The organism is Stenotrophomonas sp. YJH_SMC_119, assembly GCF_059368315.1.
In genome coordinates this window covers 1-26,633 of record NZ_JCAFRP010000003.1, presented here as the reverse complement: position 1 = coordinate 26,633, position 26,633 = coordinate 1, and the positions used below count along the sequence as shown (strand labels likewise).

Annotated in this window: 27 protein-coding genes; 9 read left to right on the top strand and 18 right to left on the bottom strand. The window is 67.0% G+C overall.

Annotation, left to right across the window (positions count from 1 at the left end):
* Window positions 1-202 precede the first annotated feature (202 nt).
* Window positions 203-1,690 (top strand): glycine betaine/L-proline transporter ProP, encoded by a 1,488-nt coding sequence (gene proP / locus AC5P6S_RS06090; protein WP_044570299.1) that lies wholly within the window; start codon window positions 203-205, stop codon window positions 1,688-1,690.
* A gap of 84 nt (window positions 1,691-1,774) precedes the next feature.
* On the opposite strand, the gene AC5P6S_RS06085 is transcribed toward proP, so the two are convergent.
* From AC5P6S_RS06085 to AC5P6S_RS06035, 11 genes are all read right to left on the bottom strand, one after another.
* Window positions 1,775-2,389, bottom strand: coding sequence for a hypothetical protein (locus AC5P6S_RS06085; protein ID WP_495204521.1), 615 nt, complete (start codon window positions 2,387-2,389; stop codon window positions 1,775-1,777).
* 105 nt (window positions 2,390-2,494) lie between these two features.
* A complete protein-coding gene (locus tag AC5P6S_RS06080) occupies window positions 2,495-3,121 on the bottom strand; it encodes an ATPase (RefSeq protein WP_033835046.1) in 627 nt (208 codons plus the stop codon).
* A gap of 3 nt (window positions 3,122-3,124) precedes the next feature.
* Window positions 3,125-3,466 (bottom strand): type II toxin-antitoxin system prevent-host-death family antitoxin, encoded by a 342-nt coding sequence (locus tag AC5P6S_RS06075; protein ID WP_005413623.1) that lies wholly within the window; start codon window positions 3,464-3,466, stop codon window positions 3,125-3,127.
* A 70-nt stretch (window positions 3,467-3,536) separates the two neighbouring features.
* Window positions 3,537-5,132, bottom strand: coding sequence for a sensor histidine kinase (locus AC5P6S_RS06070; RefSeq protein WP_005409859.1), 1,596 nt, complete (start codon window positions 5,130-5,132; stop codon window positions 3,537-3,539).
* A 9-nt stretch (window positions 5,133-5,141) separates the two neighbouring features.
* Window positions 5,142-5,546, bottom strand: a complete 405-nt coding sequence (locus AC5P6S_RS06065) for a response regulator (protein WP_005413624.1) — start codon at window positions 5,544-5,546, stop codon at window positions 5,142-5,144.
* Window positions 5,547-5,682: 136 nt separating this feature from the next.
* Window positions 5,683-7,137, bottom strand: a complete 1,455-nt coding sequence (locus AC5P6S_RS06060; protein ID WP_495204520.1) for a surface lipoprotein assembly modifier — start codon at window positions 7,135-7,137, stop codon at window positions 5,683-5,685.
* Between the two features lie 90 nt (window positions 7,138-7,227).
* Window positions 7,228-7,992: a Slam-dependent surface lipoprotein gene (locus tag AC5P6S_RS06055; protein WP_024956511.1), complete on the bottom strand. Its 765-nt coding sequence runs from the start codon at window positions 7,990-7,992 to the stop codon at window positions 7,228-7,230.
* A 53-nt stretch (window positions 7,993-8,045) separates the two neighbouring features.
* Entirely contained in the window at window positions 8,046-11,168 is a 3,123-nt protein-coding gene (locus tag AC5P6S_RS06050) for a TonB-dependent receptor (RefSeq protein ID WP_495204519.1), read from the bottom strand.
* A 182-nt stretch (window positions 11,169-11,350) separates the two neighbouring features.
* Window positions 11,351-12,307 carry a FecR family protein gene (locus tag AC5P6S_RS06045; RefSeq protein WP_044570307.1) on the bottom strand — a complete coding sequence of 319 codons (957 nt, stop codon included), beginning with the start codon at window positions 12,305-12,307 and terminating at the stop codon, window positions 11,351-11,353.
* Between the two features lie 82 nt (window positions 12,308-12,389).
* The gene (locus tag AC5P6S_RS06040) at window positions 12,390-12,893 is read right to left on the bottom strand and encodes an RNA polymerase sigma factor (protein ID WP_044570308.1); all 504 of its coding nucleotides are present in this window, start codon (window positions 12,891-12,893) and stop codon (window positions 12,390-12,392) included.
* A 185-nt stretch (window positions 12,894-13,078) separates the two neighbouring features.
* Entirely contained in the window at window positions 13,079-14,005 is a 927-nt protein-coding gene (locus AC5P6S_RS06035; RefSeq protein WP_044570309.1) for a LysR family transcriptional regulator, read from the bottom strand.
* 151 nt (window positions 14,006-14,156) lie between these two features.
* Here AC5P6S_RS06035 and AC5P6S_RS06030 point away from each other — a divergent pair, with 151 nt between their 5' ends.
* From AC5P6S_RS06030 to AC5P6S_RS06015, 4 genes are all read left to right on the top strand, one after another.
* Window positions 14,157-15,023 (top strand): pirin family protein, encoded by an 867-nt coding sequence (locus AC5P6S_RS06030; protein ID WP_495204518.1) that lies wholly within the window; start codon window positions 14,157-14,159, stop codon window positions 15,021-15,023.
* Between the two features lie 72 nt (window positions 15,024-15,095).
* Complete coding sequence (locus tag AC5P6S_RS06025) at window positions 15,096-15,776, top strand: hydrolase (protein ID WP_005409868.1); 681 nt, start codon at window positions 15,096-15,098, stop codon at window positions 15,774-15,776.
* 53 nt (window positions 15,777-15,829) lie between these two features.
* Window positions 15,830-16,471: a hydrolase gene (locus tag AC5P6S_RS06020; protein ID WP_005409869.1), complete on the top strand. Its 642-nt coding sequence runs from the start codon at window positions 15,830-15,832 to the stop codon at window positions 16,469-16,471.
* Window positions 16,472-16,555: 84 nt separating this feature from the next.
* Window positions 16,556-16,954, top strand: coding sequence for an OsmC family protein (locus tag AC5P6S_RS06015; RefSeq protein WP_005413631.1), 399 nt, complete (start codon window positions 16,556-16,558; stop codon window positions 16,952-16,954).
* 42 nt (window positions 16,955-16,996) lie between these two features.
* Here AC5P6S_RS06015 and AC5P6S_RS06010 read toward each other — a convergent pair whose 3' ends face one another.
* The 6 genes from AC5P6S_RS06010 to AC5P6S_RS05985 all read right to left on the bottom strand — a co-directional run bounded on the left by AC5P6S_RS06010 (window position 16,997) and on the right by AC5P6S_RS05985 (window position 23,780).
* Window positions 16,997-17,326 (bottom strand): hypothetical protein, encoded by a 330-nt coding sequence (locus tag AC5P6S_RS06010; RefSeq protein WP_005409871.1) that lies wholly within the window; start codon window positions 17,324-17,326, stop codon window positions 16,997-16,999.
* A gap of 97 nt (window positions 17,327-17,423) precedes the next feature.
* Window positions 17,424-19,169: a putative porin gene (locus tag AC5P6S_RS06005; RefSeq protein WP_099561438.1), complete on the bottom strand. Its 1,746-nt coding sequence runs from the start codon at window positions 19,167-19,169 to the stop codon at window positions 17,424-17,426.
* Between the two features lie 42 nt (window positions 19,170-19,211).
* The gene (locus tag AC5P6S_RS06000) at window positions 19,212-19,877 is read right to left on the bottom strand and encodes a TonB family protein (protein ID WP_065183964.1); all 666 of its coding nucleotides are present in this window, start codon (window positions 19,875-19,877) and stop codon (window positions 19,212-19,214) included.
* 39 nt (window positions 19,878-19,916) lie between these two features.
* The gene (locus tag AC5P6S_RS05995) at window positions 19,917-20,330 is read right to left on the bottom strand and encodes an ExbD/TolR family protein (protein ID WP_005409874.1); all 414 of its coding nucleotides are present in this window, start codon (window positions 20,328-20,330) and stop codon (window positions 19,917-19,919) included.
* Window positions 20,331-20,340: 10 nt separating this feature from the next.
* Window positions 20,341-22,125, bottom strand: coding sequence for a DUF2341 domain-containing protein (locus tag AC5P6S_RS05990; protein WP_065183965.1), 1,785 nt, complete (start codon window positions 22,123-22,125; stop codon window positions 20,341-20,343).
* Between the two features lie 38 nt (window positions 22,126-22,163).
* Complete coding sequence (locus tag AC5P6S_RS05985; RefSeq protein WP_049470199.1) at window positions 22,164-23,780, bottom strand: ShlB/FhaC/HecB family hemolysin secretion/activation protein; 1,617 nt, start codon at window positions 23,778-23,780, stop codon at window positions 22,164-22,166.
* 201 nt (window positions 23,781-23,981) lie between these two features.
* On the opposite strand from AC5P6S_RS05985, the gene AC5P6S_RS05980 reads away from it, so the two are divergent.
* On the top strand, window positions 23,982-24,317 hold the full coding sequence (locus AC5P6S_RS05980) for a hypothetical protein (RefSeq protein ID WP_049396083.1): 336 nt from the start codon (window positions 23,982-23,984) through the stop codon (window positions 24,315-24,317).
* A 130-nt stretch (window positions 24,318-24,447) separates the two neighbouring features.
* On the opposite strand, the gene AC5P6S_RS05975 is transcribed toward AC5P6S_RS05980, so the two are convergent.
* The gene (locus tag AC5P6S_RS05975; RefSeq protein ID WP_183153471.1) at window positions 24,448-24,909 is read right to left on the bottom strand and encodes a general secretion pathway protein; all 462 of its coding nucleotides are present in this window, start codon (window positions 24,907-24,909) and stop codon (window positions 24,448-24,450) included.
* 103 nt (window positions 24,910-25,012) lie between these two features.
* Between AC5P6S_RS05975 and gspH the strand changes: the two genes are divergently transcribed.
* Genes gspH through AC5P6S_RS05960 form a run of 3 tightly spaced genes read left to right on the top strand, consistent with a single transcriptional unit; the run spans window position 25,013 to window position 26,429 of the window.
* Window positions 25,013-25,459, top strand: a complete 447-nt coding sequence (gspH, locus tag AC5P6S_RS05970; RefSeq protein ID WP_049396082.1) for a type II secretion system minor pseudopilin GspH — start codon at window positions 25,013-25,015, stop codon at window positions 25,457-25,459.
* 8 nt (window positions 25,460-25,467) lie between these two features.
* Window positions 25,468-25,818 (top strand): type II secretion system minor pseudopilin GspI, encoded by a 351-nt coding sequence (gspI, locus tag AC5P6S_RS05965; protein ID WP_171956704.1) that lies wholly within the window; start codon window positions 25,468-25,470, stop codon window positions 25,816-25,818.
* On the top strand, window positions 25,815-26,429 hold the full coding sequence (locus AC5P6S_RS05960) for a prepilin-type N-terminal cleavage/methylation domain-containing protein (RefSeq protein WP_012480441.1): 615 nt from the start codon (window positions 25,815-25,817) through the stop codon (window positions 26,427-26,429). The genes gspI and AC5P6S_RS05960 overlap by 4 nt, the downstream gene beginning before the upstream one ends.
* Window positions 26,430-26,633: the final 204 nt, after the last annotated feature.

Genomic DNA, 26,633 nt, shown 5'->3' with positions numbered 1-26,633 from the left:
CATCGCCTCGCGCTGGATCCTGGCGGATGACGCCCGCAGGCACTTCGCCTGCATCCCCCGCATCGCTGTGATTCCCCGCCGCTGACCGCGCGGCCGTCGTGGTCCCGTTGCCGTGCTTCCGCCGACACGGCGGTGCCTCGCCGTGCGCGTGCATCCACGCATGCCGCCGTTTTCTCCATTTCAAACCTCCCAGGGAGCCCCCATGCAGGACACCCCCGATGCACATGCCCATTTCGGCTGGTTCAAACGCCGCCGCCATCTGAAGGTCGATGAGATCACCGTCGTCGATACGCCCATGCTCAAGCGCGCCGTCGGTGCCGCCGCACTCGGCAATGCCATGGAGTGGTTCGACTTCGGTGTCTACGGCTATCTGGCCGTCACCATCGGCCAGGTGTTCTTCCCGTCCAGCAACCCCACCGCACAGGTGATCGCCGCCTTCGCCACCTTTACCGTGGCGTTCCTGGTGCGTCCGCTCGGCGGCCTTGTGTTCGGCCCGCTGGGGGATCGCTACGGCCGCCAGAAAGTGCTGGCGTTCACCATGATCCTGATGGCGCTGGGCACGTTTGCCATCGGCCTGATTCCGTCCTACGAGCGCATCGGCATCTGGGCGCCGGTGCTGTTGCTGCTGGCGCGCGTGGTGCAGGGCTTCTCCACCGGTGGCGAGTACGGCGGTGCGGCCACCTTCATCGCCGAGTATTCCACCGACCGCAACCGTGGGTTGATGGGCAGCTGGCTGGAGTTCGGCACGCTGGGCGGCTACATCGCAGGCGCCGGTACCGTCACTGCGCTGCACATGCTGCTGAGCAGCGAGCAGATGCTGGACTGGGGCTGGCGCATTCCATTCCTGGTGGCCGGCCCGTTGGGCCTGCTCGGCCTGTACATGCGCATGAAGCTGGAGGAAACCCCGGCGTTCCGCGCGTTCGCCGAAGAAGCCGAGAAGCGCGAGCACGACCGGCCGGGGCTGGGCGCACTGTTCCAGGTGCATGGTCGCCAACTGCTGGTGTGCATGGGCCTGGTGCTGGTGTTCAACGTCACCGACTACATGCTGCTGACCTACATGCCCAGCTACCTCAGCGTCACCATGGGCTATGCCGAGAGCAAGGGCCTGCTGCTGATCATCATCGTGATGCTGGTGATGATGCCGCTGAACATCGTCGGCGGGTTGTTCAGTGACAGGCTGGGCCGCCGACCGATGATCATTGGTGCCTGCATCGCGCTGCTGGTGCTGGCGATTCCGTGCCTGCTGCTGGTCGGCAGCGGCAACGACGGGCTGATCTTCCTTGGCCTGATGCTGCTGGGCCTGGCACTGGTGTGCTTCACCAGTTCGATGCCGTCCACGCTGCCGGCGCTGTTCTATACGCCGGTGCGCTACAGCGCGCTGTCGATCGCATTCAACGTGTCGGTGTCGCTGTTCGGTGGCACCACGCCACTGGTGACCGCGTGGCTGGTGGAACGTACCGGCGACCCGCTGGTGCCGGCCTATTACCTGATGGGCGCGGCGGTGATCGGGCTGGTGACCATGCTGTTCGTGAAGGAGACCGCCGGCCTGCCGCTGCGTGGCTCACCGCCGGCAGTGGGCAGCGACAGGGAAGCCGCTGCGTTGTTGAAGAGCGATGTACCGGTAACGGTGGACCCGACCTTGCCACCACTGCCGGAGGCTGCGGAGCCTGAGCAGGTGAAGCCGGCCTGAGGCCGGCCGCAGAACGCGGTCCCCGCTTGGCGTGGACCTACGGGGCCAGTGGCGCCGGGCGAATACGCCCGGCACTCCCTGGCGCTATTTCCTGATGTGAGTCAGCTTCCCCGGCGTCCAACGCAGCGTCCATGTGTAGTTTCCGTCCGGCGGACAGACGTGGCGGTTCGGGCTCTTCCATTCGCAGACCGTCGCGCCGGCACTGACAGTGAAATCGACAACGATGCGATCACCCTGGATGCGGATGGCACGGATGGCGCCTGGAATCTGTTCAGCCGCGTCGTCAGCATAGCCATACCTGCGGATGGCGGCATAGTCCTCTGCTTCCACCGGCGACAGGCTGTTCGGGTTCTCCTGGCCGCGCGGATCGTTTGCCGTCAGCGCCGTCATCACCGCAACAACGTTGCTTTGGGCGAAGCTGCCGCCGGAATAGTCGGACGTGTAGAAATACACGACCTCGGCACGGCCATCGCCATCGAGATCGGCAACAGCAGTCCAAACCGGGCGGAAGTCGGATTCAATGTCGCCGCCGGGAATCAGCCGCAGGTTGGCTTCGGCGGCGTGGAAGGCCTGCACCAGGCTGGGCGGCGATGGTCGCTTGGCGGCAGGCGACGCGGCCATCGTCGGCATGAAGGACAGCGCCAGCGCGGCAAGCACCAGGCAGATAGAACTGGAGCGGAACGTCGCAGGTCCGTGCATGTCATCCTCCTTGAGTGTGCGGTCAGTCTAACCGCAGCTCCGGTGGCAGTCGTGCACGGCGCGGTTTCGCGCGATGTGTGAAAGGTATCCACGTATGGCGTGGATCTAATCCGAGGTGTTCAATTCCATCGCACGCATCACGATGGGCTTGGCCCAATCCGGCGTATGCAGCAGCTCGGCCACCGAGACCGGGTACTGCAGCTGGCCATGCGCCATCGCCAGCACCGGCAGCGGCTCGACGCAGCCGTCGGCGTCGGCGGGAGCGCTGTTGTCGTAGACATGCAGCTCGGCCAGGTGTGGCAGCAGGTCCAGCAGGTTCTCGCGCGCCGAATCGAAGCGGGCGTGGATCTTCTCCACCGGAATATCGTGGCCACCGGCCGCTACCCGCGCAGCGACGCGGGCGATGTGCAGCTCGACGCTGGACAGGCCGCAGAACCATACCGCCACATGATGCTGCTCACAGGCCTCGCGCAGCAGGCCTGGAATGGTGTTGCCGCCCAGCGTGGTCTCGAAGGCGAAGTCCGTGCCATCAGCCATGGCCTGGCGCAGGCGGCGGGTGCCTTCCTGCCAGGCCTCCGCATTGGCATCGGGCAGCGGCCAGCCGGCCTCCACCAGGCGCCGGGTGAACGAATCGGGGTTGAACCAGCCCAGCCCTTCGGCTTCCAGCCAGGTACCCAGCAGCGAACTCTTGCCGGCGCCATTGACGCCGGCAAGCACCAGGATCCGCCCCATCGGTCAGAGCGGGCGGCCGAGGGTGACCTTGCGACCGCGGCGGATCGGCTGGCCCAGCACCTTGCCCAGCCCCTCCCCGCGCTGCAGGCTGGCCAGGGTCTGGTCAAACTCACCGCGCAGGCGCAGCAGTTCTTCGCTGCGCTCACCGGCATCGCCGCCAGCGGCCTTGGCCAGCAGTTCCTGGTAGGTGCGGATGTCCACGATCACCGCTTCGGGGTGGTTGTGGTTGGTGATGACCAGCGCCTGCTTCTCGCGCACGGTGCGCATCAGGCTCGGCCAGCCACGGGTCTTCACCGACGACGCGGGGGCCTTTTCGAGGCCAGGCAGATCCAGCGGCAGGGTCATGGCACGGCTCCAGACGGGGACAGTTGAGGCCATTATGCCCAATTTGGCCCAATTGGGGATAAATGGACTTTTACCTGCCGGAACCGCCCGCCGCCGCGCCGGGAGCATCGGTCTGCAGCAGGCTGTCTCGCTCGCGCAGCGGAAAGCGGATCCAGGCGTCCAGGCCCTGCGGGCCAAAGCGCAGCTCGCCGCTGCCGGCGAGTTCGTAGGGCACGCGCTGCTCGATCAGCGCCCGGCCAAGGCCACGCTGCCGGGGCTGCTCCCAGTCCTCCACTTCGGCATGGCGCTCGCACCAGTGCAGACCCAGCCATGGCTGGCCGGCCTGAACCTGCAGATCCCAGGTCACCTCGATCCGGCCATCCTCATGGGTCAGTGCGCCATGCCGCAGGGCATTGCTCGCCAGCTCGTGGATCGCCAGGGACAGTACTTCGGCCGCCTTCGGCGGCAGCAGCACATCCTCGCCCTGCAGGCGGTAGGCCGCCGCTGCCGGCGTCTGCGCCGCGATCTCCTCATCGAGCATGCCACGCAGGCAGACCCCGGCATTGGCGCCGCGGGTCAGCAGGCTCTGCGTGCGCGCCAGCGACATCAGTCGCCCGCACAACCGTTCAGCGTATTCATCCACGCTGCTGACCGACTCGCGGGTCCGCCAGGCAATGGCATGGATTGTCGACATGATGTTGCGCACCCGGTGCTGCAGTTCGGCCAGCAATACAGACTGGCGCTCGGTGGCACGCTTGAGATCGTCGATGTCCACGGCGATGGCAAATACGCCGCTGACCTCACCGTCGCCATCGCGCAGGGGCGCGGCCGCGACCCGGGTCCAGCGCGCGCGCCCATCGTCATGCAGATACTGGAACTCCAGCCCCGGCACCACGGTCTCGCCGCGCATCGCACGGGCGATGGCGAAATCCTCCGGCCCGATGGCGCTGCCGTCCGCATGCCAGCCACGCCAGCGATGCAGGTTCACCTCATCCGTGGAGGGCACCTTGCCGCTGGGCAGGTAGGCACGCATCTGGTCGTTGGACAGCTGCAGGCGCCCCTCGGTGTCGACAATGCAGACGCCCACCGGCAGCACCTTGAAGGCCAATGCCAGGCGCCGGTCCGCCTCCCGCCGCTTCTGCTCTTCGCGCTCGCGTGCCGATTGGGCCACATGCGCCGCTGTGGTCTCGAACATGGTCACGAGCACGCCGTTGATGCGCCCTTCCTCGCCACGGATCGGGCTGTAGGTAATGGTGAACCAGACATCCTCCAACCGCCCGCGGCGCGCCAGGGGATAGAGTTTGTCCTCGTAGGTGATGGTTTCGCCCTGCCAGACGCGCTGGTAGATGGGCCCATTGATATGCCAGACCTCGGGCCAGCACTCGCGGGTCGGCTGGCCGAGCCCGCCGGGATGCTTGTCGGCCAGAATCTCGGCATAGCCATCGTTGTAGAGCTGCACCAGCTGCTCACCCCACAGCACGATCATCGGGAAACCATGGGCCAGCATCAGGTCGACGGTGGCGCGCAGGTGGGGCGGCCACTGCTCGCAGGCACCCAACGGCGTGGATGACCAGTCGTGGCGGGCGATGCGCGCGGCCATGCCATCGTGGCGCACATGCAGCTGCGGTGCAGGTGGCATCTGGCCACGCAGCTTGGCGGCGTGGATGTCTTCAGGACGGCGCGACATGCCGCGCAATCAGGCAATGCCCGCAGAGACCTGCGGCGCCGCCACCAGCGCGGCCAGCTGCTGCACCAGCGCTTCGATGTGATAAGGCTTGGTACAGCGCGGCGCGCTGGCAAAGCGGCTGGGCAGGTTGTCGTCGTAACCGGAGGTCAGCAGGAAGGGGATACCCGTCTCGGCCAGCCGATCGGCCAGCGGATAGACCTGCTCACCGCCCAGGTTGATGTCCAGCAATGCCACATCGATGGGATGGGTATCGACCAGCCGCCCCAGCGCCTGCAGGTCACCGGCAGGCCCCACCACCTCTGCGCCTTTCAGCTCCAGATAGTCGACCAGAAACATCGCGATGGCGAATTCATCCTCCGCCACCAGTACACGCAGCCCTTTCAGGCCCTCTGGTTTGTTGCCCGCTTCCAGCACGACCGGCGCTCCTCGATACACGCGGCCCAGCTCTGCCGCAACACCCGAAGGATGCGCGAAACGGGCTACAAGAGCGCGTGATGATGAATGAAGATCGCGGCCACGGCGCGTTCACCGTGGCAGCGCAGCGGCGCGTTCAGAAGGCCCGTTCCCATTTCAGGCTGAGCAGGCTGCGGTCGTGGCTGTACAGCCAGCCGACGTTGCTGTCGATGCGCGCATAGCGCAGGCTCAGGCTGGGCACCAGCCCGGCCACCGCCAGGCGCTCGCTGCGGACGACGGCGATCAGGTTCTGTTCGCCGTCCTCACGCCGCGCCTCCAGCAGCGGGCTCCACGCATCGTAGTCGCGCTCGCGCAACGACACGAACACGGTGGCGGTGGTGCCCGTCCACTGGCGCGCCGCCCCCAGGCGCAGTCCACGCTGGCGGTAACCGTTGGCCGGATTGGCGGCGCGGCTGTCACTCAGGTCCAGCCCGGCAAAGAGGGTCCAGCGCGGGTTGAGCGCACGGAACCAGGTGGCATACACCGCGGCCAGCTCACCCTCGTAATTGCTGGCCAGGCCGCGCTGGCGATAGCGCTGGCGCTTCCAGTCGGCCTCCAGCCTGAGCAGGTTGCGCGCATCCAATGCATATTGCCATTCGCCATGCAGCCCGCTGCCGCCCTGCAGAGCCCGGTTGCCCAGGCCCTGGTAGTCATAGCTCGGCGCGATCTGCAGGGAATGCCGTGCGCTGCGCCAGCTATAGCCCGCCTGCACGCTCGCATTGAGCTCGTTGTAGGCGCTGTGCCCGCGCCATGCCTGGCCGAACGCAAGCGCGCGCACATAGACGCCGTGATGACCGGCCAATGCCCAGCGACGCTCCAGGTTGCCGTCGTAGTCCAGGCCCATGGCGCGCTGGGCATCGGGAAGATTGCGCTGGATGATGCAGGTGTCGCCCACCCCGAACAGGCAGGTGCGGCTGGCCGAGCTGCGGTTGATGTTGTCGCTCCATGCCGGGCCGGCTGCCAGCGCTCCTTTCCAGCGCCTGCGCGCCTGCAGTGCGGCCAGGTAGGCGTCCACCCGTCCGCGTACACCTGCGGTAGTGGGGTCGTCGGCATTGATGCCACCGGCGATGGCCGTGAACAACGCCTCCGCATCGCGGTCGCGCTGGTCCTCGGCATGGACACGTGCAAGCTCAAGGCGGGCCGGCAGGAAATACGGCTGCGCCGCCAGCAGTGCTTCGTACTCGTTGGCCGCGCGGTGGTGATTGCCGGCCACCCGCGCCAGGCCGCCCTGCGCGTAGTGGCGCAGCAACGGGTCGTGGCCGGGCAGTTCGATGTATTCGTCCAGGAAGCGCTGCGCTGCACCCCATTGCTGATGCTGCAGCGACAGGTACAGCGCCTGGCCCAGATCGTCGACCGTGCGCTCCACGCGTAGGGTCTGGCCGTCGATGGTGATGGTCGGTCGCGCCGACTCGGCCTGCTGCAGGCGCTGCTGGTCCTGCTGCTGGTGGCGCAGTTCGCTGCCCTGCTCCAGCACACGACGAAGATCATCCTGCTGGGCGCACACATCGGCAGCCGCCAGCAACAGGATCACAAGGAAGATGGGATGGCGCATGGTCGATCCGTGGTGATGCATGCAGCGGGCCGAAGCAGGGACTGGCGGATCGCGGCTTGTCCCTGCCCTGCCCCGTCAGGGGCGTGGCAATCAGTTCTTGCTGCCGCCGAAGGCGGTGTCGTACTGGCTGTTGCCGGCGAAGGTGGCGATGCCGGCCAGGGTGGCGGCGTTGGCGCCGAAGAACTGGCCCTGGGTGGTGCCGTTGACGCTGCCATTGACGTTGGCCGAACCGGCGAACGATGCATCGGCACTGTTGATGTTGGCAACGATGGCCAGGGTCAGGCCATTGCCGGACAGCGCACCATCCAGGGTGCCGGCGCCGAAGTCGGCGTCGAAGGTGCCGCTCAGCAGGTTGCTGCCGTTGAACTTGTTCAGGCCGGCCACGGTGTAGGACGCCACGCCGGCGGGCAGCGTGGTGCCGGCGCGGTCGCCAACGAAGTAGACCTGGCGGTTGTTGAAGCCACCGGCGGCGCCATCCTTGGACCATTCGCCAAACCAGACATCACCACTGCCGACCTTGACGAAGTTGAAGTGGCCCATGCCGGCGTGGCTGCCCGGTGCGCCGGTGATCGGCATGGCCAGAGTACGTACCGTCACGCCATTGACGGTGGTGGGTGCCGAGTAGGCGCTCAGGCCCTGGAAGTCCACCGGCTTGGCCTGGGACACGGTACCGACACCGATGCCGGCCTTGCCAGCGCGGTGCGGGCCGCCATTGACCTGCGATTCGCCAACCGCCACGTACAGCTCGGCATCGGTCCTGGCACTGGCGGCACCGACGATATCGGCAGCATGCGCGGCACCGACCAGAGCCAGCGAGGCGGCAACGGCGAGCACCGAACGGGAGATCATTTTCATGGTATTGCTCCTTGGTTGAGGGAACTACGGGTACAACGCTTGAAGATGGGAGATCAGAAGCGCGCGGTGACGCCGAGCTTCAGGGTGCGACCCGGGGCTGGCAGCGTGGACCGCGTGGCTGGATCGACGTAGTAGCGGTTGCCTAGGTTGCTGCCGACCAGTTCGACGCTGGCATGCTCGTTGAAGCGCCAGCGCGCATAGGCATCGACGGTGGTGATGTTTCCCCAGGTGAACGGCACGTTCTGCCAGAGCAGGCCGCTGCCCCCGCTCAGCAGGCGGTCACGGTAGGCCTGCAGGTCAGGGTTCTCGTGCCGCTGGTAGTGCACGATGCGGCTGCCCAGCTCCAGGCGCTCATCGAACAGGCGCGTGCCCAGCGACCCGTTGATCGACAGCCTGGGAATTGCCTGGGTCAGCAGGTAGCCACCGACGAAACCATCCTGCACGCAGTTCGGAACCAGGCCGCGGTTCGCGTCCAGGAGCACCGCCGTGCTCTCGTCACACACCTCGTTTTCCAGCGTGCGGGTGATGCCCAGATCGGTGAAGAAGCGCCGATTGTCGAAGCGGGCCTGCAGTTCGATACCACGGATGGTCTGCTTGTCGATGTTGTCGAACAGGAAGTTGCCATCGCGTTCGATCACGTCACGGGTCTTGTGCACGTAGTACGCCAGCTTGACGTCGGCATCGGCGGTGTTGCCGAACAGGGCCGACAGGTTGTGCACGTAGCCCACCTCGTAGTTGTAGGCGTGCTCGGGCTTGAGCGCATGCAGCGGATTGAGGCTGCCGGAGAAGGCGATGGTGCTTTCGAACATGCTCGGGAAGCGCACCGCTTCGCTGTAACGCACGTAGGCACGGGCGGCCGGGGACAGGTGTGCAGTGGCCGAGAAGGACGGCAGCCAGGCATGGTCGCGGCGGCGGCTGTTGCGTCCATCGACCGGCTGCGACTGTACGCTGTTGCCGATGTTGCAGACCTGGTCGCTGCCGGCGAACACCGGCTGCACGCCGGGAATGGCCGCCACTTCGCCATTGAGGCAGGGATTGCCGGCGCGGGTGTAGTTGCCATCGGCATCGGGCAGCCAGGGCCGCGTGTACCGGACCGGACGCGGCGTCTCGTACGGTGCCAGCAACGCACGGATGCTGTCGTCGATGAACCAGCCCATGCCGCGCTTTTCCCATACTGCGCGGCGTGCTTCCAACGCGTCGATGCGGGCCTGCAGATTGGCGGGACGGGGCGGCAATTCGTTCACGGTGTACTGCGCTTCCTTGCCACCTACGCCCTTGGTGAGCAGCTCGGGGTGCGCCTCGAGGAAATCGTCGAAGGCCCAGTAGCGGCTGTAGCGCACGCCTGCATTGAGGGTGAGGAATTCGACCGGCCGCCACTCCAGGGTCAGGTAGCCTTCACCCTCCTGGCGGCGCCCGGCACGCGGGAACATGCGCCAGCCATCGGTGGTGCCGAAGTACGGATCGCGGGACCCCAGCTTCTCGTACTGCCAGTTGCCGCCCACGGTCAGGTCCAAGGTCGAATGCAGCGCGAAGCGGTTGCTCAGGATCAGGCCGGTGCGGTCATTGCGCGCGTTGGCCAGCGCGGTATTGCGCAGGATCGGGCTGGCGTCCGGATTCCATGCCGGATTACCCACTGCGAAGTTCGGGAAGCCGCCAGCGCTGTAGGTATCGCTTTCCGTTTCCGTGCGCCACAGGTTGGCGTACAGGTCCAGCCAACGACTGCCGGCGGGCTGGAAACGGTATTCCAGGTTCCACGCATCCGAATCGACCCGGCTGAGCGGCCACTGGATGCGGCCGTAGTCGGGGGCCGACAGGATGCGAGACGGCATGATCTCGCCGTAGTGCGACAGCGTGCGCCGCCAGGTCGCCTTCAACTGCTGGTCATCGTTGATCTGCCAGCTGCCTTTGACCAGCCAGGACTCCTGTTCGCTGGAGGTATTGGGCACTTCATCGCCGGGCTTGAAGTAGCGCGCCAGCGTGGTGATGTAGTCGATGCCCTGGTACTCGAACTGCTCGCGCTGGTCCTGTTCGTAGTAGGCGCTGCCCTGGGTCCCGGAGAAGTAGTTGCCGCGCTTGCGCCAGGCGTAGGCGGCCATCAGGTCGACGTTGTCGCCACGCACGCCCAGCGCCAGGCGCCAGGCCTGGTCCTCGCCATCGAAGGGATTGTTGCCACTGCGCGACTTCACCGGCACCACCAGGGTGCGGTCGTCGTAGGGTGAGTTCGGCGAGCCCTGCGGGAAACCCGGCACGGTGCGGTAGTCCTCGCCGGTGTGCAGCCGCGGCAGGCGCGGTGCCACCGCATTGCTGCTGCCTTCGATCTTCAGCTCCCCGCCGAAGCGCTCGCCGGCAGCGACGACGTCATCGACGTCGATGGTCTTGATCACCAGCGCGCCACCGATCCCGCTGTGCACATCGCGCACCAGCCCTGGCCCCTTGATGACCTGGATGCCACCAATCAGGTTGGGATCGATGTAGTTGCGATTGCTGACGCCGTTGTAGCCACGCCAGACCGTGAGCGCCTGTTCGCCGCCGTCGATGCTGACCGGCACCCGCCCGGGCCCCTGGATGCCACGGATGTTGACGTCCAGCGCGCCGCTGTTGCGCGCATCGCCACTGAACACGCCGACCAGATCCTTGACCACGTCGGCCGGATTGGAGCCTCGGTAACGCTCAACCCGGTCGCGCCCCGAATACGCCGTGGTCAGGTCCAGCGCGAACACATCGTCGTAGCCACGCCGATCGCGGGCCTCCCCCCCTTCCGACTGAAGGCGACCGGCCACGTCCAGTGTTTCGGTCACCCGCACCCCTTCGCCCTCACCCGCCTCCGCTGCGGCCCGCAGGCTCCAGGTACCGTCCATGCCGCGCTGTGCACGCACGCCGCTGCCGCGCAACAGCTGCTGCAGCGCCTGCATCTGGCTGTACTCACCCTTCACTGCGCTGGAGCGGCGGCCTTCCACCAGGTCGCTGCGGAACACCACCTGCACATCGGCCTGGCGGCCAAAGGCGCGTACGGCATCAGCCAGCGGCTGCTCCGGAATGGTGTACTGCCGCACCGGCGCGACGATCGCCGGCTGCGCCTGCACGGCCGGCACCCAGGCCAGCGGCAGCAATGCGGTGGAAACAGCCAGGGCCAGAGCGGTGGCGCGACGATGACAGGCGGCTGCCGTGGACGGCATGGACGGGAACTCCTCAAGCGTGGCGGAACCACGGGCACATCCGGTGCCGGTGGCATGTCTGGCTTGAGGAGAAACGGTGTTTCGCTCTGGCTATACCTCTATAGACAGCGGGGCACTGCAGTTGCCCACGGTTCTTTCATGTTTTTTTCATGCGACCCGTTCATCCGGGTGCTGCGCGGGCCTCACCACAGCACCAGCGCGCCGCCGGGCAAGCGCTGCACGCGCAGTCCTGCCTGCGAGGCCACCGCGTCGATGGCCGTCTCCGGTTGCTGCAGGTGGAACAGGCCACTGACCCGTACGCTTGCGCCCTGCCCGCCCAGTACCCAGACCGGGGCACGGCGGTAGCGCGCCAGATCGGCGATGGCCTGCGCGGCGGGCTGATCGTCGATCACTACCTCGCCACGCCGCCACGGCGCCATGGTCTCGGCATCTTCCAGCTGCATTGGCTGCAGCCAGCGACCGTCACGGAACACGCGTGACTGCCCCGCATGCAGGCGCTGTACGCTGCCATCGCCCGGACGCACGTCGATCACACCCTCGCTGACCTCGGTGGTGACCGTGGTATCCAGCATCGACACACTGAAGGCGGTACCGATGTCACGGACCAGGCCGCCCGCCGCCTCGACCTGGAACGGTCGCGCCTCATGGGCCACCTGGAACCAGGCTTGGCCGCGCAGCAGGCGCAGGTGCCGCTGCTGGCCATCGAACGCAACCGCCAGTGCGGTGCCCGCATCGAGCACGGCGGTGCTGCCGTCCTCCAATTGCACCACGCGCGGTGCATCGCTGCTGCGCAGGTCACTGCGTGCCAGCAGCAGCGCGTGTGGCGCAGCGGCAACCATCAGCACCACCCCCGCGGCACTGGCCAGCAGCCAGGGCAGGCGGCGGCGCGGTGCGATCGGGCGCAACCCCTGCCGATCTGCGGTCAGCCCGGGCAGCGCGGCCAGCACGTCGGGCCCGGCGGCATCCAACCCTTGCCAGAAGGCCTGCTGCTGGCGCCAGGCCAGCGCATGGCGCGGATCGGCCTGCAGCCAGCGCTGCAGGGCTCGTTGCTGGCGTTCCGGCAGCGGGCCTGCACTGCACTGGATCACCCAGCGCAACGCCTGCCTGGCCTGACGCGGCGAGGGTTCGGACGTGGTCATGGTTGTGGCCTGCCGCACCACGAACGGGTGCGCCTTCCTGTTGTGACAACGGCGGGCGCGATCTGCCCACGGCAATCGCCGCTCATCGATGCAGTCCCTGCTGGTGCTGCTGGATCAACAGCGCCGCGCGCAGCACGTGCTTGCCGACCAGGCTCTTGGAGATACCCAGCCGGGCGGCGATTTCGCGCTCGCTCAGGCCCAGGTAGCGGTTGAGCACGAAGCACTCACGCACCTGCGCCGGCAGCGCGAGGATGGTCCGGGTGATCTCGCGCAGTTGTGCCTGGTCCAGCGCCTGCGCCTCGCCGTCGTGGCCCGCCTCGGCCATGTCGAGGGCGTACTCGGCCATGGCACGCCGCTCGCGGGCGTCGGACTGGCTGCGGTTGAGCGCGTGATGGTAGGCCATCCGGTACAGATAGCCGCGCGGCTCCAGGATGGGCGGATCGCCGGGCACGCTGCTGGCCTTCAGGTACAGGTTCTGCAGGGTGTCCTCGGTACTGGCCGGGTCGAGATAGCGCGCGATGAAGCGAGACAACGCACGGCGCTCGCGGATCAGCAGCTCGACCAGCGCCAGGGCATTGGGAGACATAGGTGCCAAGGCCGGACCGGGGAATGATGGGCGTGATGGCGACGGTCCGGACGTGGATTGTGGGCTGCACGGCCGCAGGCGGCAAGCGAAGGCCCGTCGCGCGGCACCAGGATCATCCACGCATGGCGTGGATCTACCAGGCGGTGGCGGATCCAGTAGATCCACGCCATGCGTGGATGGAAGAGCTAGGGTTCCTCCAGCGCCTCGAAGCGTTCGGCGAGGTAATCGATCAGTGCACGCACCGCCGGCAACAGGCCGCGTCGCGACGGGAACACCGCGTGCACGATGCCGTGCTTGGGCACCCACTCCGGCAGCACCGGCACCAGCGCGCCACTGGCCAGTTCGTCACTGATCATCATCCGCGGCAGCATCAGCAACCCCACCCCGGCCACCGCAGCGGTGCGCAACGCGATCATGTCATCGCTGACCAGCCGCGGGCGATGATGCACGCTGGCCAGCACGTCGCCCGGCCCGGTGTATTCCCATACATGCTGCTGGCTGGGCGATGCCAGATCGACGGTCGGCATCATCGCCAGGTCGGCCGGCACCTGCGGCGTGCCCAGCCGCTGCAGCAGCGCCGGACTGGCACTGGTACACCAGACCCGACGCGCCAGCACGCGTACCACCAGGTCGCTGTCCTCCAGTGGCGGCGGCCGCACGCGGATCGCCACGTCCACACCCTCGCCCACCACGTCGACGCGCCGGTTGGTGGCGTCCAGCTGCACCGTCACCTGCGGGTGCTGGGCCAGGAAGTCGGCCAGCATCGTGCCGATGCGCGCATGCAGGATCGCGATCGGGCACGCCAGACGGATCGTGCCGCGCGGCTCGGCGCGCGACATCGCAATCGCTTCTTCGGCCGCTTCGGCTTCGACCAGCATCGCCTTGCAGTGGCGGTAGTAGTCCTGGCCAACCTCGGTGACCGAGAAACGCCGGGTCGAGCGCTGGATCAGGCGCACGCCCAACCGTTCCTCCAGCAGCGCGATGCGCCGGCTCAGTTTCGACTTCGGCATGGCCAGCGCCCGGCCGGCCTGCGAGAAGCCGCCGTGCTCGACCACCATGGCGAAGTAGAACAGGTCGTTGAGGTCGCAACGGCGGATATCAGCGATGAACACGGGGCGATCTCCTGTGGCGCAAGGCGCGCACCCATTGTTCACCAGATAGGACTATGACGGCAAATATTAGCGTCTACCGGCCCAATTGTCGCGGCGATATCGTCTCCTGCAACGAAGAACAGCGGCCGGCAGCCCCGGCCAGGAGATCGCCATGAAGCGTGTCACCGGTACCTACAGCGCCCCGCGCCCGCACTGGGTGGGCGACGGATTCCCCGCCCGCTCGATGTTTTCCTACAACACCCACGGCCAGCACCTGAGCCCGTTCCTGCTGCTGGACTACGCCGGCCCTTATACCTTCGCCCCCAGCGATACCCCGCGCGGGGTCGGCCAGCATCCGCATCGCGGTTTCGAGACCGTCACCATCGTCTATGAGGGCGAGGTCGCCCACCGCGATTCAACCGGCGCCGGCGGCACCATCGGCCCGGGTGACGTGCAGTGGATGACCGCGGCCTCCGGCATCCTCCACGAGGAGTTCCACACACCGGAGTTCAGCAAGCGCGGCGGCACGCTGGACATGGTCCAGCTGTGGGTGAACCTGCCGGCGCAGGGCAAGATGGGTGCACCGGGCTACCAGACCCTGCTCGACGCACAGATCCCCTCGGTTGAACTGCCTGAAGGCGCCGGCCGGGTGCGTGTCATCGCCGGTCGCTTCGACGGTCATGCCGGCCCGGCCCGCACCCACACGCCGATGGATGTCTGGGACATCCGCCTGCGGCAGGGCCACCACGCCGAACTGCCGGTGGCCGATGGCCGCACGCTGGCGCTGGTGGTGCTGAAGGGCACGGTGCGGATCAACGGCGGCCAGCCGGTCGGCGAGGCACAGCTGGTCACCTTCGACCGCAGCGGCGAGGACGTGTTCGTCGACGCCGACAGCGACGCCACCGTGCTGCTGCTCAGCGGTGAACCGATCGACGAGCCGGTGGTGGGCTATGGCCCGTTCGTGATGAACAGCCAGGCCGAGATCGCGCAGGCGGTCAACGACTTCAACAGCGGCCGCTTCGGCCAGATCGCGCACTGATCGTTTCAATGCGGCGGGCATTGGTCCGCCGCACCTTCCGGGCCATCGCCCACCTTCTCCAGGAGACTGACCATGAGTACCCCCGCCAATTTCAACGGTGCCCGCCCGGTGATCGATCCGGACAACGCCGCGATGCTGCTGATCGACCATCAGAGCGGCCTGTTCCAGACCATCGGTGACATGCCGTTCACCAGCGTGCGCGCCCACGCCACCGCGCTGGCGAAGATGGCCACGCTGGCAAAGATGCCAGTGATCACCACCGCCTCTGTTCCGCAGGGCCCGAACGGCCCGCTGATCCCGGAGATCCACGACGCCGCCCCGCATGCCCAGTACGTGGCACGCAAGGGTGAGATCAACGCCTGGGACAACCCGGAATTCGTTGCCGCGGTGAAGGCCACCGGCCGCAAGCAGCTGATCATTGCCGGCACCATCACCAGCGTGTGCATGGCCTTCCCGTCGATCGCCGCCGTTGCCGATGGCTACCAGGTGTTCGCAGTCATCGACGCGTCCGGCACCTACTCGAAGATGGCCGAAGAGATCACCCTGGCCCGCGTGGTGCAGGCAGGCGTGGTGCCGATGGACACCGCCGCGGTGGCCTCGGAGATCCAGCGCACCTGGAACCGCGACGATGCCCAGCAGTGGGCCGAGGTCTACACGAAGATCTTCCCGAACTACCAGCTGCTGATCGAAAGCTACCTGAAGGCGCAGGACGTGCAGAAGAACCACGAACAGCTGGATTCGCAGCGCAGCTGAGTGGCCTTCGTGCCGGCCAGTCGCCGGCTCCCCCCCTGAACAGGAGACCCACCATGTCCAGTGAACCGATCCGCGACCCGGCCAGCGATCATCTGCTGACCCCGCAGAATTCCGCCTTCATCATCATCGACTACCAGCCGGTGCAGGTGAACTCCATCGCCTCGATGGACCGCCAGCTGCTGGTCAACAACATCGTCGGCACCGCCAAAGCCGCCGTCGCCTATGGTTTGCCGATCGTGCATTCGACGGTGAACGTCAAGACCGGCCTGAACAAGCCGCCGATTCCGCAGCTGCGCAAGGTGCTGGGTGACTACCCCACCTACGACCGCACCACCATCAACTCCTGGGAGGACGTCGAGTTCCGCAAGGCGGTGGAAGCCACCGGCCGCCGCAAGCTGATCATGACCGCGCTGTGGACCGAGGCGTGCCTGACTTTCCCGGCCCTGGATGCGTTGAAGGAAGGCTATGAGGTGTATGTGGTGGTCGACGCCGTCGGCGGCACCTCGCTGGCCGCGCACGATGCGGCGCTGCGCCGCATCGAACAGGCCGGTGGCCAGCTGATCAGCGTGCCACAGCTGTTCTGCGAGCTGCAGCGCGACTGGGCCCGTTCGGAAACGGTGCCGGCCTTCATGAACCTTTTCATTGAAACCGGTGGTACGGCAGGCATCCAGTTCTCGTACGATCGTACCGAGTGATTGGGTGGCGGCGCCGGTCCCGGCTGGCGCCGCCTTTTGGAGCAGTGGAACATGGCTCGACGCCACAGACAGATGGAGAACGTGATGGCCTACGCACGCATTGTTTCAACCGCCGACAACTACCTGCACCACATCAGCAATGGCACATTCGCCGTGGATGCGGACGAGCCCGCCTCGTTGGGCGGCCAGGGCAAGGGCTTCGCACCGTTCGACCTGTACCTGGCCTCGCTGGCGGCGTGCACCGCCATCACCCTGCGCATGTACGCGCAGCGCAAGGGCTGGGAACTGGGCGAGTTCCATGCCGAGCTGCGCTCGGAACGTGACGCGGATGGTCGCTTCCATGTGCACCGCGTGCTGCATGCCAGCGCCGAGCTGAGCGATGCGCAGTGGCAGCGGTTGCTGGAGGTGGTGGAAAAGACCCCGGTGACCCTGGTGATGCGCGAGGGTGCGCGCATCACCAGTGAGCGTGGGGCTGCAGCGTAACCCCATCCACGCATGGCGTGGATCTACTGTAGAGGCGAAAGCTCAGCGCCGTGAATGCAGCACGGTGCGCTGGCGCATGGCGTTGAATTCCTGCTCCACCTGCTGGATGTCTTCGGCCTGGAAACCGGCCGCATCCAGCAGCTGGTCGGCGGCAGCGGCGGCCAGCGGATCATCGTCACGCTGGCGCCAGCAGCGTGCCGGCAGGAAATAGCCCACCTCGCTGCGCCCGCGCATGATCACCACCGGCCGGCCTGCATACAGCAGGAACTCGGCCAGGTGCTGGCGCAGGCCCTCGACGGAAACATAGGCCGGCCCAACACCCAGCATCTGGCTGGACGGTTCGGGACTCTCGAACAGCTTGCGACGGCTCATCCACTCCTCCTTTTGAACAACGCGTGGTCTCCTTTCCTTAGACGGGCGCATCGCTGCGCCCCCGCCACGCACTACGTGATCCGCATCACGCCGCCACTCAGAAGCCGGTGTTGAACTCCAGCTGGAATACGTCGATCGACAGCGGCGCACCGGACACTTCCTTGGCCGCCATCCACTTGCCGCTGATCCAGCTGCGCGCGTCCAGCGCGTAGGCACCGCCCACGTAGTAGCCGCGGGCGTTGGTACCGCCCAGGTGGAAGTTCGGATCGTTGTAGGCGTCCGGCAGCGCATCGGCCTCGATGTGCTTGTAGCCCAGCAGCGCCTGCCACTGACCCTTCTCCTTCAGCTCGGTGGCTCCGAAGGTGGCCTGCACCATCCAGGCGGTGTCGCCGCTGCGGAAGGTGTCGATGCTGGCGGTACCGCCGGCGCCGTAGTTGTTGACGATGCCGTTCTGGGCGCGGCTGAACATGGCCCGCTTGTCGTAGGCCAGGTTGCGGATGTAATCGCCGTCCAGGCGCAGACCGACGCCCTGTGCCAGCTGCGTGTCCCAACGCAGGTTCAAGGTAGCCAGGCGGAAGGCCGAGGCCAGGCCGACATACTGCGGGGTCGGCGTGTTGGCCGGGTCCAGCGGATTGCGCGCGATGTCGCGGATCAGCATCAGGGTGTTGCCCTTCTGCATGAACGCCGGGCGCGACCAGTCGGTGTCACAGCCCACCGCACCCGCGTACAGGGCGCACGGTGAGGACAGGCGGCCGCTGATGTTCTTGAAGTCGTAGTAGCCCAATGCAGCGCGCAACGTATTCTCGTCATTGAAGCGCCAGTTCACACCTACCTGCGCACCGGACAGCCACTTGTTCTCATTCGGGGTCTTGACCCGGCTCTGGCTGGGCGAGCTGTCGGAGGTGTATTCCAGCGGCACCACCGCGAGGTTGCCGAACAGATCGAGATCCCCGCCGTTGAAGTCGTACTTCAGGTTGGCGGCCAGGCCATCGAAGTTGAGGTCGTTGGAGAACAGCGTGTCACTGGTCCAGAACGGATTGCCGAAGCGGCCACCGCGCACCGTCACCCAGTCCGCCGGGCTGTAGGCCAGCCAGGCCTGGTCCAGCCACACGTCCTTCTTGCTCAGGCCGCCACCCAGCTGCTCGGTGGTCGACACCGGGCCATTGCTGCTCCCGCTGGCCAGGCGCACGCCGGCCGTGGTGTGCTGGCCAATGGTGGCCTCGATGCCCAGGCGGGCACGGATGCGCCACAGGTTACGGCGGTCCTGGCGGGTGTTCAGCAGCGGCGGCAGCTGCAGGTTGGTGTTGGTGTTGGTGTCGAAGCCGTTGCCGGAATTGATCGACGACCAGTTGCTCACGATGTCGCTGTTGCGCTCGGAGTAGAAGCGCGACTCGCTGCGCACACGCATGTCACCGGTGACCTTGATGCGCTTGGTCCATTCGGCCACTTCGTTCGGTGCCGCCCAGCCTTCCGACCTGGCCTGCGCCATCACATCCTGGCGCACTTCGTCACGAATGCCGTCGCGCACGCTCTGCGGGACGTAGGGCACGCGCACGTCGCCAGCCTCCAGGGCCACGCCACCGCTCGCCGCGGTGCTGCCCGTGGCTGCAGTGCGCTGTGCGGCCGCTGCTTCAGCCTCCGCCTGCACCAGCAATGCCTGGCCGTCTTCGGGCTTCAGCGCACCGCTGGCGATCAGGCCCTTGATCAGCTTGACCATGGTGGTTTCGGCGGCCATCGCACCGGCCGGGGCGGCCAGGCTGAGCAGCACGGCGCAGCACAGCAGCGCCCGTCGGGCCGGCCGCGGGCGGCGGGAGTCGGTTCGTGCGCGGACGTGGTCGTTCATCATGGTTCTCATCGAAAGAAGGGAAATCACGGAGGTCGGGAATCAGGCCCCGGGCCGGCGGCCCTGGATCAGCACGCGGGCGGGGAAATCGAGCGACGGCGGCGGTGCCTGGTCGACCTTGCCGATGCGTCGCAGCGCATCGAGCACGGCCGCGTCGGCCTCCTCGTTGCCACTGCCGCGCACCAGCTCGACCTTTTCCAGGCGGCCATCGTTGGCCAGCCACACATTCACCTGCAGCTGGAACGCCAGGCGCTTGACCTTGTCATCGCGCGAGATCGCCTGCTGCATCAGGTAGCCCAGGTAGCGGCCGTAGGTAGCGTTGCCGGCGCCACCACGGCCAACGCCGGACGAACCGCCGCCACTGCCGGACTGGATACCGAAGTTGTCACCACCGGCCTGCGCATCGGCATTCATCGTTACCGGGTCGGCATTGTCCGGAGTCGGGGTCGGCTCTTCGGCCGGCGTCGGCTGATCCAGCGGCTCCGGCTCGGGAATGGTCTCATCCGGCGGCGTTTCGGGTTCCGGCGGCTTTTCCGGCGGTGGCGGCGGCGGCGGAGGGGGCGGCGGCAGCGCCAGCATCGGCGGCTGCACCACCGGCCGACGGGTACTGGCAGTGTCCCTGAACAGCATCCACCACACGGCGATGCCGAGCACCAGCAACGCGGCCAGCACCAGCGCGACGGTCACCAGCAACTGGCGGCCGCGCATGCCGGGCTCCGGCCGAGGGGGTTGATGGGCCGTCATGCCTCAGCCCTGCGCCTTGCCGGTGACCAGGCCGACCTGGGCCAGCTCCAGCCGCCGCAGCAGGTCCAGCACCTCGACCACGCGGGCGTACTGAACCTGCGCATCACCGCGCACGATCACCGGGAAATCCGGCGTGGTCGCGCGCTCGGTGCGCAGCCGGTCTTCCAGTTCGGCCATCGTCACCGGGTAGGCATCCAGGAACACCTGTCCACTGGGGTCGATGGTGATCGCCTTGGTCTTCGGCTTCTCCAGCGCGACGCTGTTGCTGGCCTTCGGCAGGTTGACCTCGATGCCGGGGATGGAGGCGTTGCTGGTCAGGATGAAGATCACCAGCACCACCAGCAGCACGTCGACGAAGGGCGTCACGTTGATGCCCTTCTCGCGCTTCTTGATGCCGAACTTCGCCTTCTGGCCCATGGCGTGCCCCTCAGCCCTGGACCGCGGCCGGGCCGCGCCCGTCCTGCTCTTCGGCCAGGCGTGCGGCGAACTCGTCGATGAACACCGCCATGTCCGCGCCGATCGCTTCGGCACGCGCGCCCAGGTAGTTGTAGCCGAACAGCGCCGGGATCGCGACGCCGAGGCCGGCAGCGGTACACAGCAGCGCCGCCGCCATGCCGGGCGCCACCGAATTGATGTCCACCGCGCCAGCCATCGCCGCCACCACGAACACCAGCATGATGCCGATCACGGTACCGAACAGGCCCACGTACGGCGCGCCTTCGATGGTGGTCGACAGCCAGTTCATCCGCCGCGCCATCGCTTCCTGCTCGCGCACCATCACCGCATCCATCGAGGCGCGGATCGCCGCAATGGTGGCGCCACTGAGATAACCACTATTGCCGTCGCGCTGGTGGCGCTGCTGCATTTCATCGATGGCCACCTGGTAGATGCGCCACAGCGAACCGTCGTGCATCGCGGTGGGTGCCTTTCCCTGGCGGTCCATGTCGGACAGGGTGCGCAGCGGCACACCCGACAGCTTGCCGAAGCTCTCGGTGAACACTGCATTGGCCTTGCTGGTACGGCCGAAGTGCCGCCCCTTGGCGATCATGATCGCCCACGACAGCAGCATCATCAGGCCGAGGATGGCGACCACCACCCACGCGTCGAACGGCATCGCCTTGAGGATGAAGGCGAAGTGGCTCTGCCCGGCGGACTGTTCGTCGGCGCCGTAGCTGATCAGGCGCGAGTCGGCGCCCTGCGCAGTGGCATCGGCCAGCAGCAGCGCGGCCGGTCGTGCCACGCGCGAAATACGCAGCTCATCCAGCGCGCCTTCGAAGCTGGCCAGCGGCTGCACCGCGCCCGGCGCATCGGCGCCCACCACCGGCGCGGTGGTCAGCGCCGGCAGCTCGCCGCTCAGCTGGGCGACCACGCGGCCATTGAGGTACAACTGCAGTGCACCCTTCTCTGCGGTCAGCGCGACATGCGCCCACTGCCCTTCCGGAATCGGCTGCGCCAGCGTGCTGCGCTGGCCATTGAGCTGCACGAACGGCACCCGGTTTTCGATGCCCAGCACCAGTTCGGACGCACCGTCGCGACGCGCGTAGATCGCCTGTGCAGCGTTGTTGCTGCCTGGCTTGATCCAGGCCGAAACAGTGAGCGGCGCGCCCGCCTCCTGCGCAAGCGATGCGCTGGCCGGCAGCGGCAGCGGGGCTGCACCCAACTGAACGCCGCGGCCGATCACCGAGCCTTCCGATGGCGGCACCACGGCACCGGCATTGTTGCCATAAGCGGTGGTGTCGCGTGCCGGCGCATTGGCCTCGGCGAAGTGGTAGACCAGCGTATAGTCCGGATCGAACACCTGCTGGCCGTTGCCGCTGGCGGGGGCCTTTTCATTGCCGTAGTACATCCAGATCGTCTGCGGTGCCGCAGCGCTGACCGCCGGCACGTCCACCCAGACCAGCGCCAGGCCCAGCTTGGGATCGAACTGTTCGATCTGGTGGGCCAGCACGGTGCGGCCATCACCCGAGACAAAGCGCAGGTCGTTGCCCGCATCCTGGGTGCCGTCGAAGCCGAAGTTGCCGGTGTGCAGGCGCAGCAGCAGCGGCGTGCGACCCGGATCACCGGCCAGGCCCGCGCCCTGCGGGCCGGCGTCGACAGTGATCGGCTTGCGGTACTTCCATTCGGCCTGCCACCAATTGGCATCGGCCGCAGCGGCCGGCAGCGCAACCAGCGCGGCCAGCAGCAACAACACTCGGGAAAGCAAACGGTCCATGCGAAGGGTCTCCGGAGAACGCATGTTCAAGGGAAGGGTCAGTAACTGGTGCTGATGTTGAAATGCAGGCGTGGGTCGTCCTTGCGCGTGACCGGGCCATCGGCATACGGCCAGGCGTAGTCCAGGCGCAGTTGGAGGTGTTCACCCAGGCGCAGCTGCGCGCCCAGACCGACCGAGGCCAGGTTGTACTTGTCGCGCTGTTCGGGCAGCGGCTGGCGCAGGCGCAGGTAGGCCGCGTCGGCAAAGCTGTAGACACGCAGGTCGGTGCCGCTCCACAGCGACCACGCAGGCGTGCGCCATTCCAGGCTGGCCAGGCCGCCGTAATCGCCGATCGCCTCGGCCGACAGATAGCCGCGCACGGTGTACATGCCACCAGCGGCGAACTGCTCTGCCGACACCAGCGGCGCATCGGTCACCTGCAACGAGCCGCGTGCATACCACTGCCAGTCGCTGCTGAACGTGTGCGTGTTGGCGACTTCCGCCTTGAACGCGACAAAACTGGGGTCTGCCCAGTAGCGCTTCTGCCCGAACCCGATGGCATCACTGCCATAGCCGAACAGCCGACGGGTACCGGCCACCAGCTGCGTATTGATACTCAACTGATCCTGCTCGCCCTGGCGCACACCGACAAACCCCAGGGTGATCGGCGCGTACTTCAGCGGCGTCTTCAGGCTCTCCTTGCCCATCTGCGTGTCTTCCTCGGTGTCCTTGAAGTCCACGCCGAGGCTGAGCTGGCGCCACCACTGGCTGCTGCCGGCCAGTCGATAGTTGAGTTTGAGACCGATCGAATGGCCGTTGCCGATCACATTGGTTCCGGTGCCGGTACCGACCTGTCCGCCCGCGTTCAGCACGCGGCTGTCGGACTTGTAGCCGGAACCTTCCAGGCTCCACGGCGTGCCTTCGAACGGCATCGTGTACGAGGCCGAGAACACCTTGGCCTGCTTTGTATCTTCCGGCGCCAGGTACACGCCGATGTTGGCGCTGTGCCCCCGCTTCCACAGGTTGTCGTAGGCCAGCGACGCACTCAGGCGCAGCTTCTCGGTGTCGGCGCTGTGGTCGTTGTTGAGTGACGCGCTGGCACGCCACGGCGACTTCTCTTCGACCTGCAGGTCCACATCCATCGTGCCCGGCACCTGGCCTTCGCGCACCAGCGGCATCACCTGGCGACGCCCGCCCTCATTCAGTGCGGTCAGTTCCTTCTGCGCCTGGTCGAAGTCCGGCACCTTGCCCTCGGCAAGTGCCGGTACGCGTTCGCGGATGCGTTCGGGCGATTCGTGCTTCGTCCCCACGACCCGCAGCTGGCCAATCGGTGTCTGCTGTACCTTCAGCAGCACCACGCCGCCACTGACCTGCTGCTCGGGCAACTCCACGTAGACCGACTGGTACCCCGCCTGCTGGTACAGCGCATTGACGGCATCGCGTGCCTTCTCGACATCGGCCAGGGTCTTTCCCGGACCGAGGAAGGGCTCGACCGCGCGTTCGATCTGGCGCGGATCGAGCACGGTGTTGCCGCGCACGATGTACTCATTGATGTTCACGCTGGGCGCGGGTGCCGCCTCCTGCGCGAACAGCGGCAGCGGCAGCGCCGCCAGGGCCAGCACCAGCGGATGCAGGCGCAGCGGGAGGCGGACGGCTCGGCACGGAACAGGAGTCATCGAAGGCATCGCGTCGTATCGAAGGAAAGGGCCATGGAGCGGCGCGTGGGTCTACCAACAGGACGTGTACGTCGCGTCAAAACCGCCAACAGTTTTGTGACAGCACTGTCATCTTTTGACGGCACCGCAACGTACGCAGGCGGACCCTGCCTTCTCCACACGTCTTCATTGCAGAACGTCGATTGCTGCGGAAGATTCGAGATGCGTGAATCACTGATGGTGGAACTGCGCGCTGCCCTCGCCCTTGCCTTGCTGCTGGTGTTGGCCCCGGTGCGCGCCGACGAGGCGAAGAAGCAGGAAGACGCCGCGCCCTGCATCGAAGTACAGGTCAATGGCGAGCGCATTCCGGCCTGGGACTGCCTGCAGCGCAAGTTGGCGCCGGCATCGAAAGCAGCGAAGTCACCGGCATTGCCGGAGGCCGAACGGCTGATGCGGCAGCCGGGCAACCAGCTGATGCAGTACAACCTCGAAGGCACGCGACAGCGCATGGGCGATGCCTTTGGTCGTTCGGTGGTACCGCAGCGTCCGGCGCGATGAGCCTGCGCGGCCGTAGGGCCGAGCCCACGCCTGGCAGGATTTGAAGGGTCGAGCTATCGCTCGGCAGGATTCTGTAGAGTCGAGCCAGGCTCGACTGTTCTTCCAGACGCAGCCGAGCGTAGGCTCGGCACTACGGTGCCGCGGGCACGATGCCATCGCTCGGCACGGGCGGCAGCCCAGGCACCGGCAGGCTGCGCAACTGCCCCGCCTGGTTCAGCTCCACCGCGTTGGCGCTGATGCTGGCGAGAACCGTGCAGGGCCCCAACCGCTGGCCCGGCACGTAGGCTTCGGCAGGACGGCCATCCACCGAAAGCAGCGCCAGTGGCGCGTGGTCGCCGGCCATCACGCCCAGCACGACCACCTCGGTCTGCACCGCACCGGGGGACAGCAACCGCACCAGCGGCAGGCTGGCCACTGCATCGAACAGGGGGCGTGCAGGGGCCTCTGCGTGCGTTTCGCTGGCCGCCGCCGTCGGTGTCACCGCAGACAGGGTCACGCCCCAATAGGCCACCACCGCCAGCAGCAGCGTCGCCGCCAGCAGGGTCAGTATGCGATTGCGATCCCAGCACCTGCCATCCATGTTCCGCACCATCGCCACGTTCGTGTCTGCCCACGCTAGCAGCTGCCGCTGACGCTTTTGTTTCATCATGCAGGCCTACGCTGGCAGGCATCGACCTGGACAGGAGGCAACGTCGATGCAGCACGTGCCGCGTGGTTTCACCCTGCTGGAACTGATGGTGGTGCTGGTGATCATCGGCATCTGCACGGCGGGCATCGGCCTGGGCCTGGGCAGCCTGCTCGACCCGGGCCGGCAGCTGCGACAGGAAGCTGAACGGCTGGCGCAGCGCCTGCAGGTGGCGCGCGACGAGGCGCGCATCGATGGCCGCCCCCTGCGCTGGCAGGCCGACGCCGCCGGCTACCGCTTCAGCCGCCGCGAGGGCACCCGCTGGGTTGACGTGCAGCGCGATGACCTTCTGCGTCCGCAGCAATGGCAACCGGCGGGTATCGCGGTGCAACCGACCACGCCGATTGAACTGAGCCCGGAGTGGATCGGCGTGGCGTGGGAGCTGAGGCTGTCGTTGCAGGGTCGCCAGCTGCGTCTTCGTGATGATGGCAGCGGACAGTTGCAGGTCGTGCAGTGAAGCGGAACATGCGCGGGTTCACCCTGATCGAAGTGCTGATCGCATTGGCGATCGTTTCGATTGCGCTGGCGGCGGTGATGCGTTCGGTGGCGGTGGCGACCGATGATCAATCGCGCCTGCGCGACCGTCGGCTGGCACTGATGTGTGCGCAGGACCGCTGGCAGGAGCTGCGCCTGGCCGGGCAGCCGCCGCAGAATGCACGGCAGCGCTGCGTGCAGGGGCGCAGCAGTTTCCTGGTGCTGCAGCATATCGGCACAGGGAGTGACGGACAGCCGCAACTGGAACTCAGCGTGGTGGCCGAAGATGCACCGCGGCAATCGCTGGCGCGGATGCAGCTGCCGTGGACGGCGGCGCAATGAAGCGTACCGCAGCAGGTTTCACACTGATCGAGGTGATGATCGCGATCACCATCATGGGCGTGCTGGCACTGATCTGCTGGCGTGCGCTGGACAGCGTGGCCAGCAGCGACCAACGCCTGCGCCGGGCCGATGCCGAGACCACGACGGCGCTGCGCGTGCTGCAGCAGTTCCAGCGCGACATCGAGATGCGTGCCGACGACGCGCTGATGAACGGCGCAGTGCGCCCGGCGGATCAGCCTCAGCGCCTGCTACCCCCTTCACTGGTGAGCGAACGGCATCCGGATGGAAGCTTCGCGCTGGAGATCACCCGCAGCTTGGGCAGCGACGGGTTGCGCTGGCAACGTGTTCGCTGGTGGCGACAGGGAAGCACGCTGTGGCGGGCCAGTGGCGCTGCGACGGATCGCTACCCTTTGCCCGCACCGGATCCGTCAAAGGGGATCGCGGTGGCGCAGGATGTGCAGCGATTCGAGGTACGCGCCTGGCAGCCGGGCGCCGGGTGGGCGCTGCTACCGAGCAAAGGCGAGGTGCTGCCGGCCACCGGGCTGGAACTGCGGTTGGGCCTGCGCGATGGGCGTGGGCCGTTGAGTTACCGGCGCGTGCTGGAGCTTTAGGATTTCTTCCAGGCAAAGCATCCACGCATGGCGTGGATCTACTGCCGAGCGGCTTCTACTGCCGGGCCTGCCCTGGTGGGTGCCGACCGTTGGTCGGCACTGAGGCTGGCCCAGCCATCCACGCATGGCGTGGATCTACTGCCGAGCGGCTTCTACTGCCCGGCCTGCCCTGGTGGGTGCCGACCGTTGGTCGGCACTGAGGCT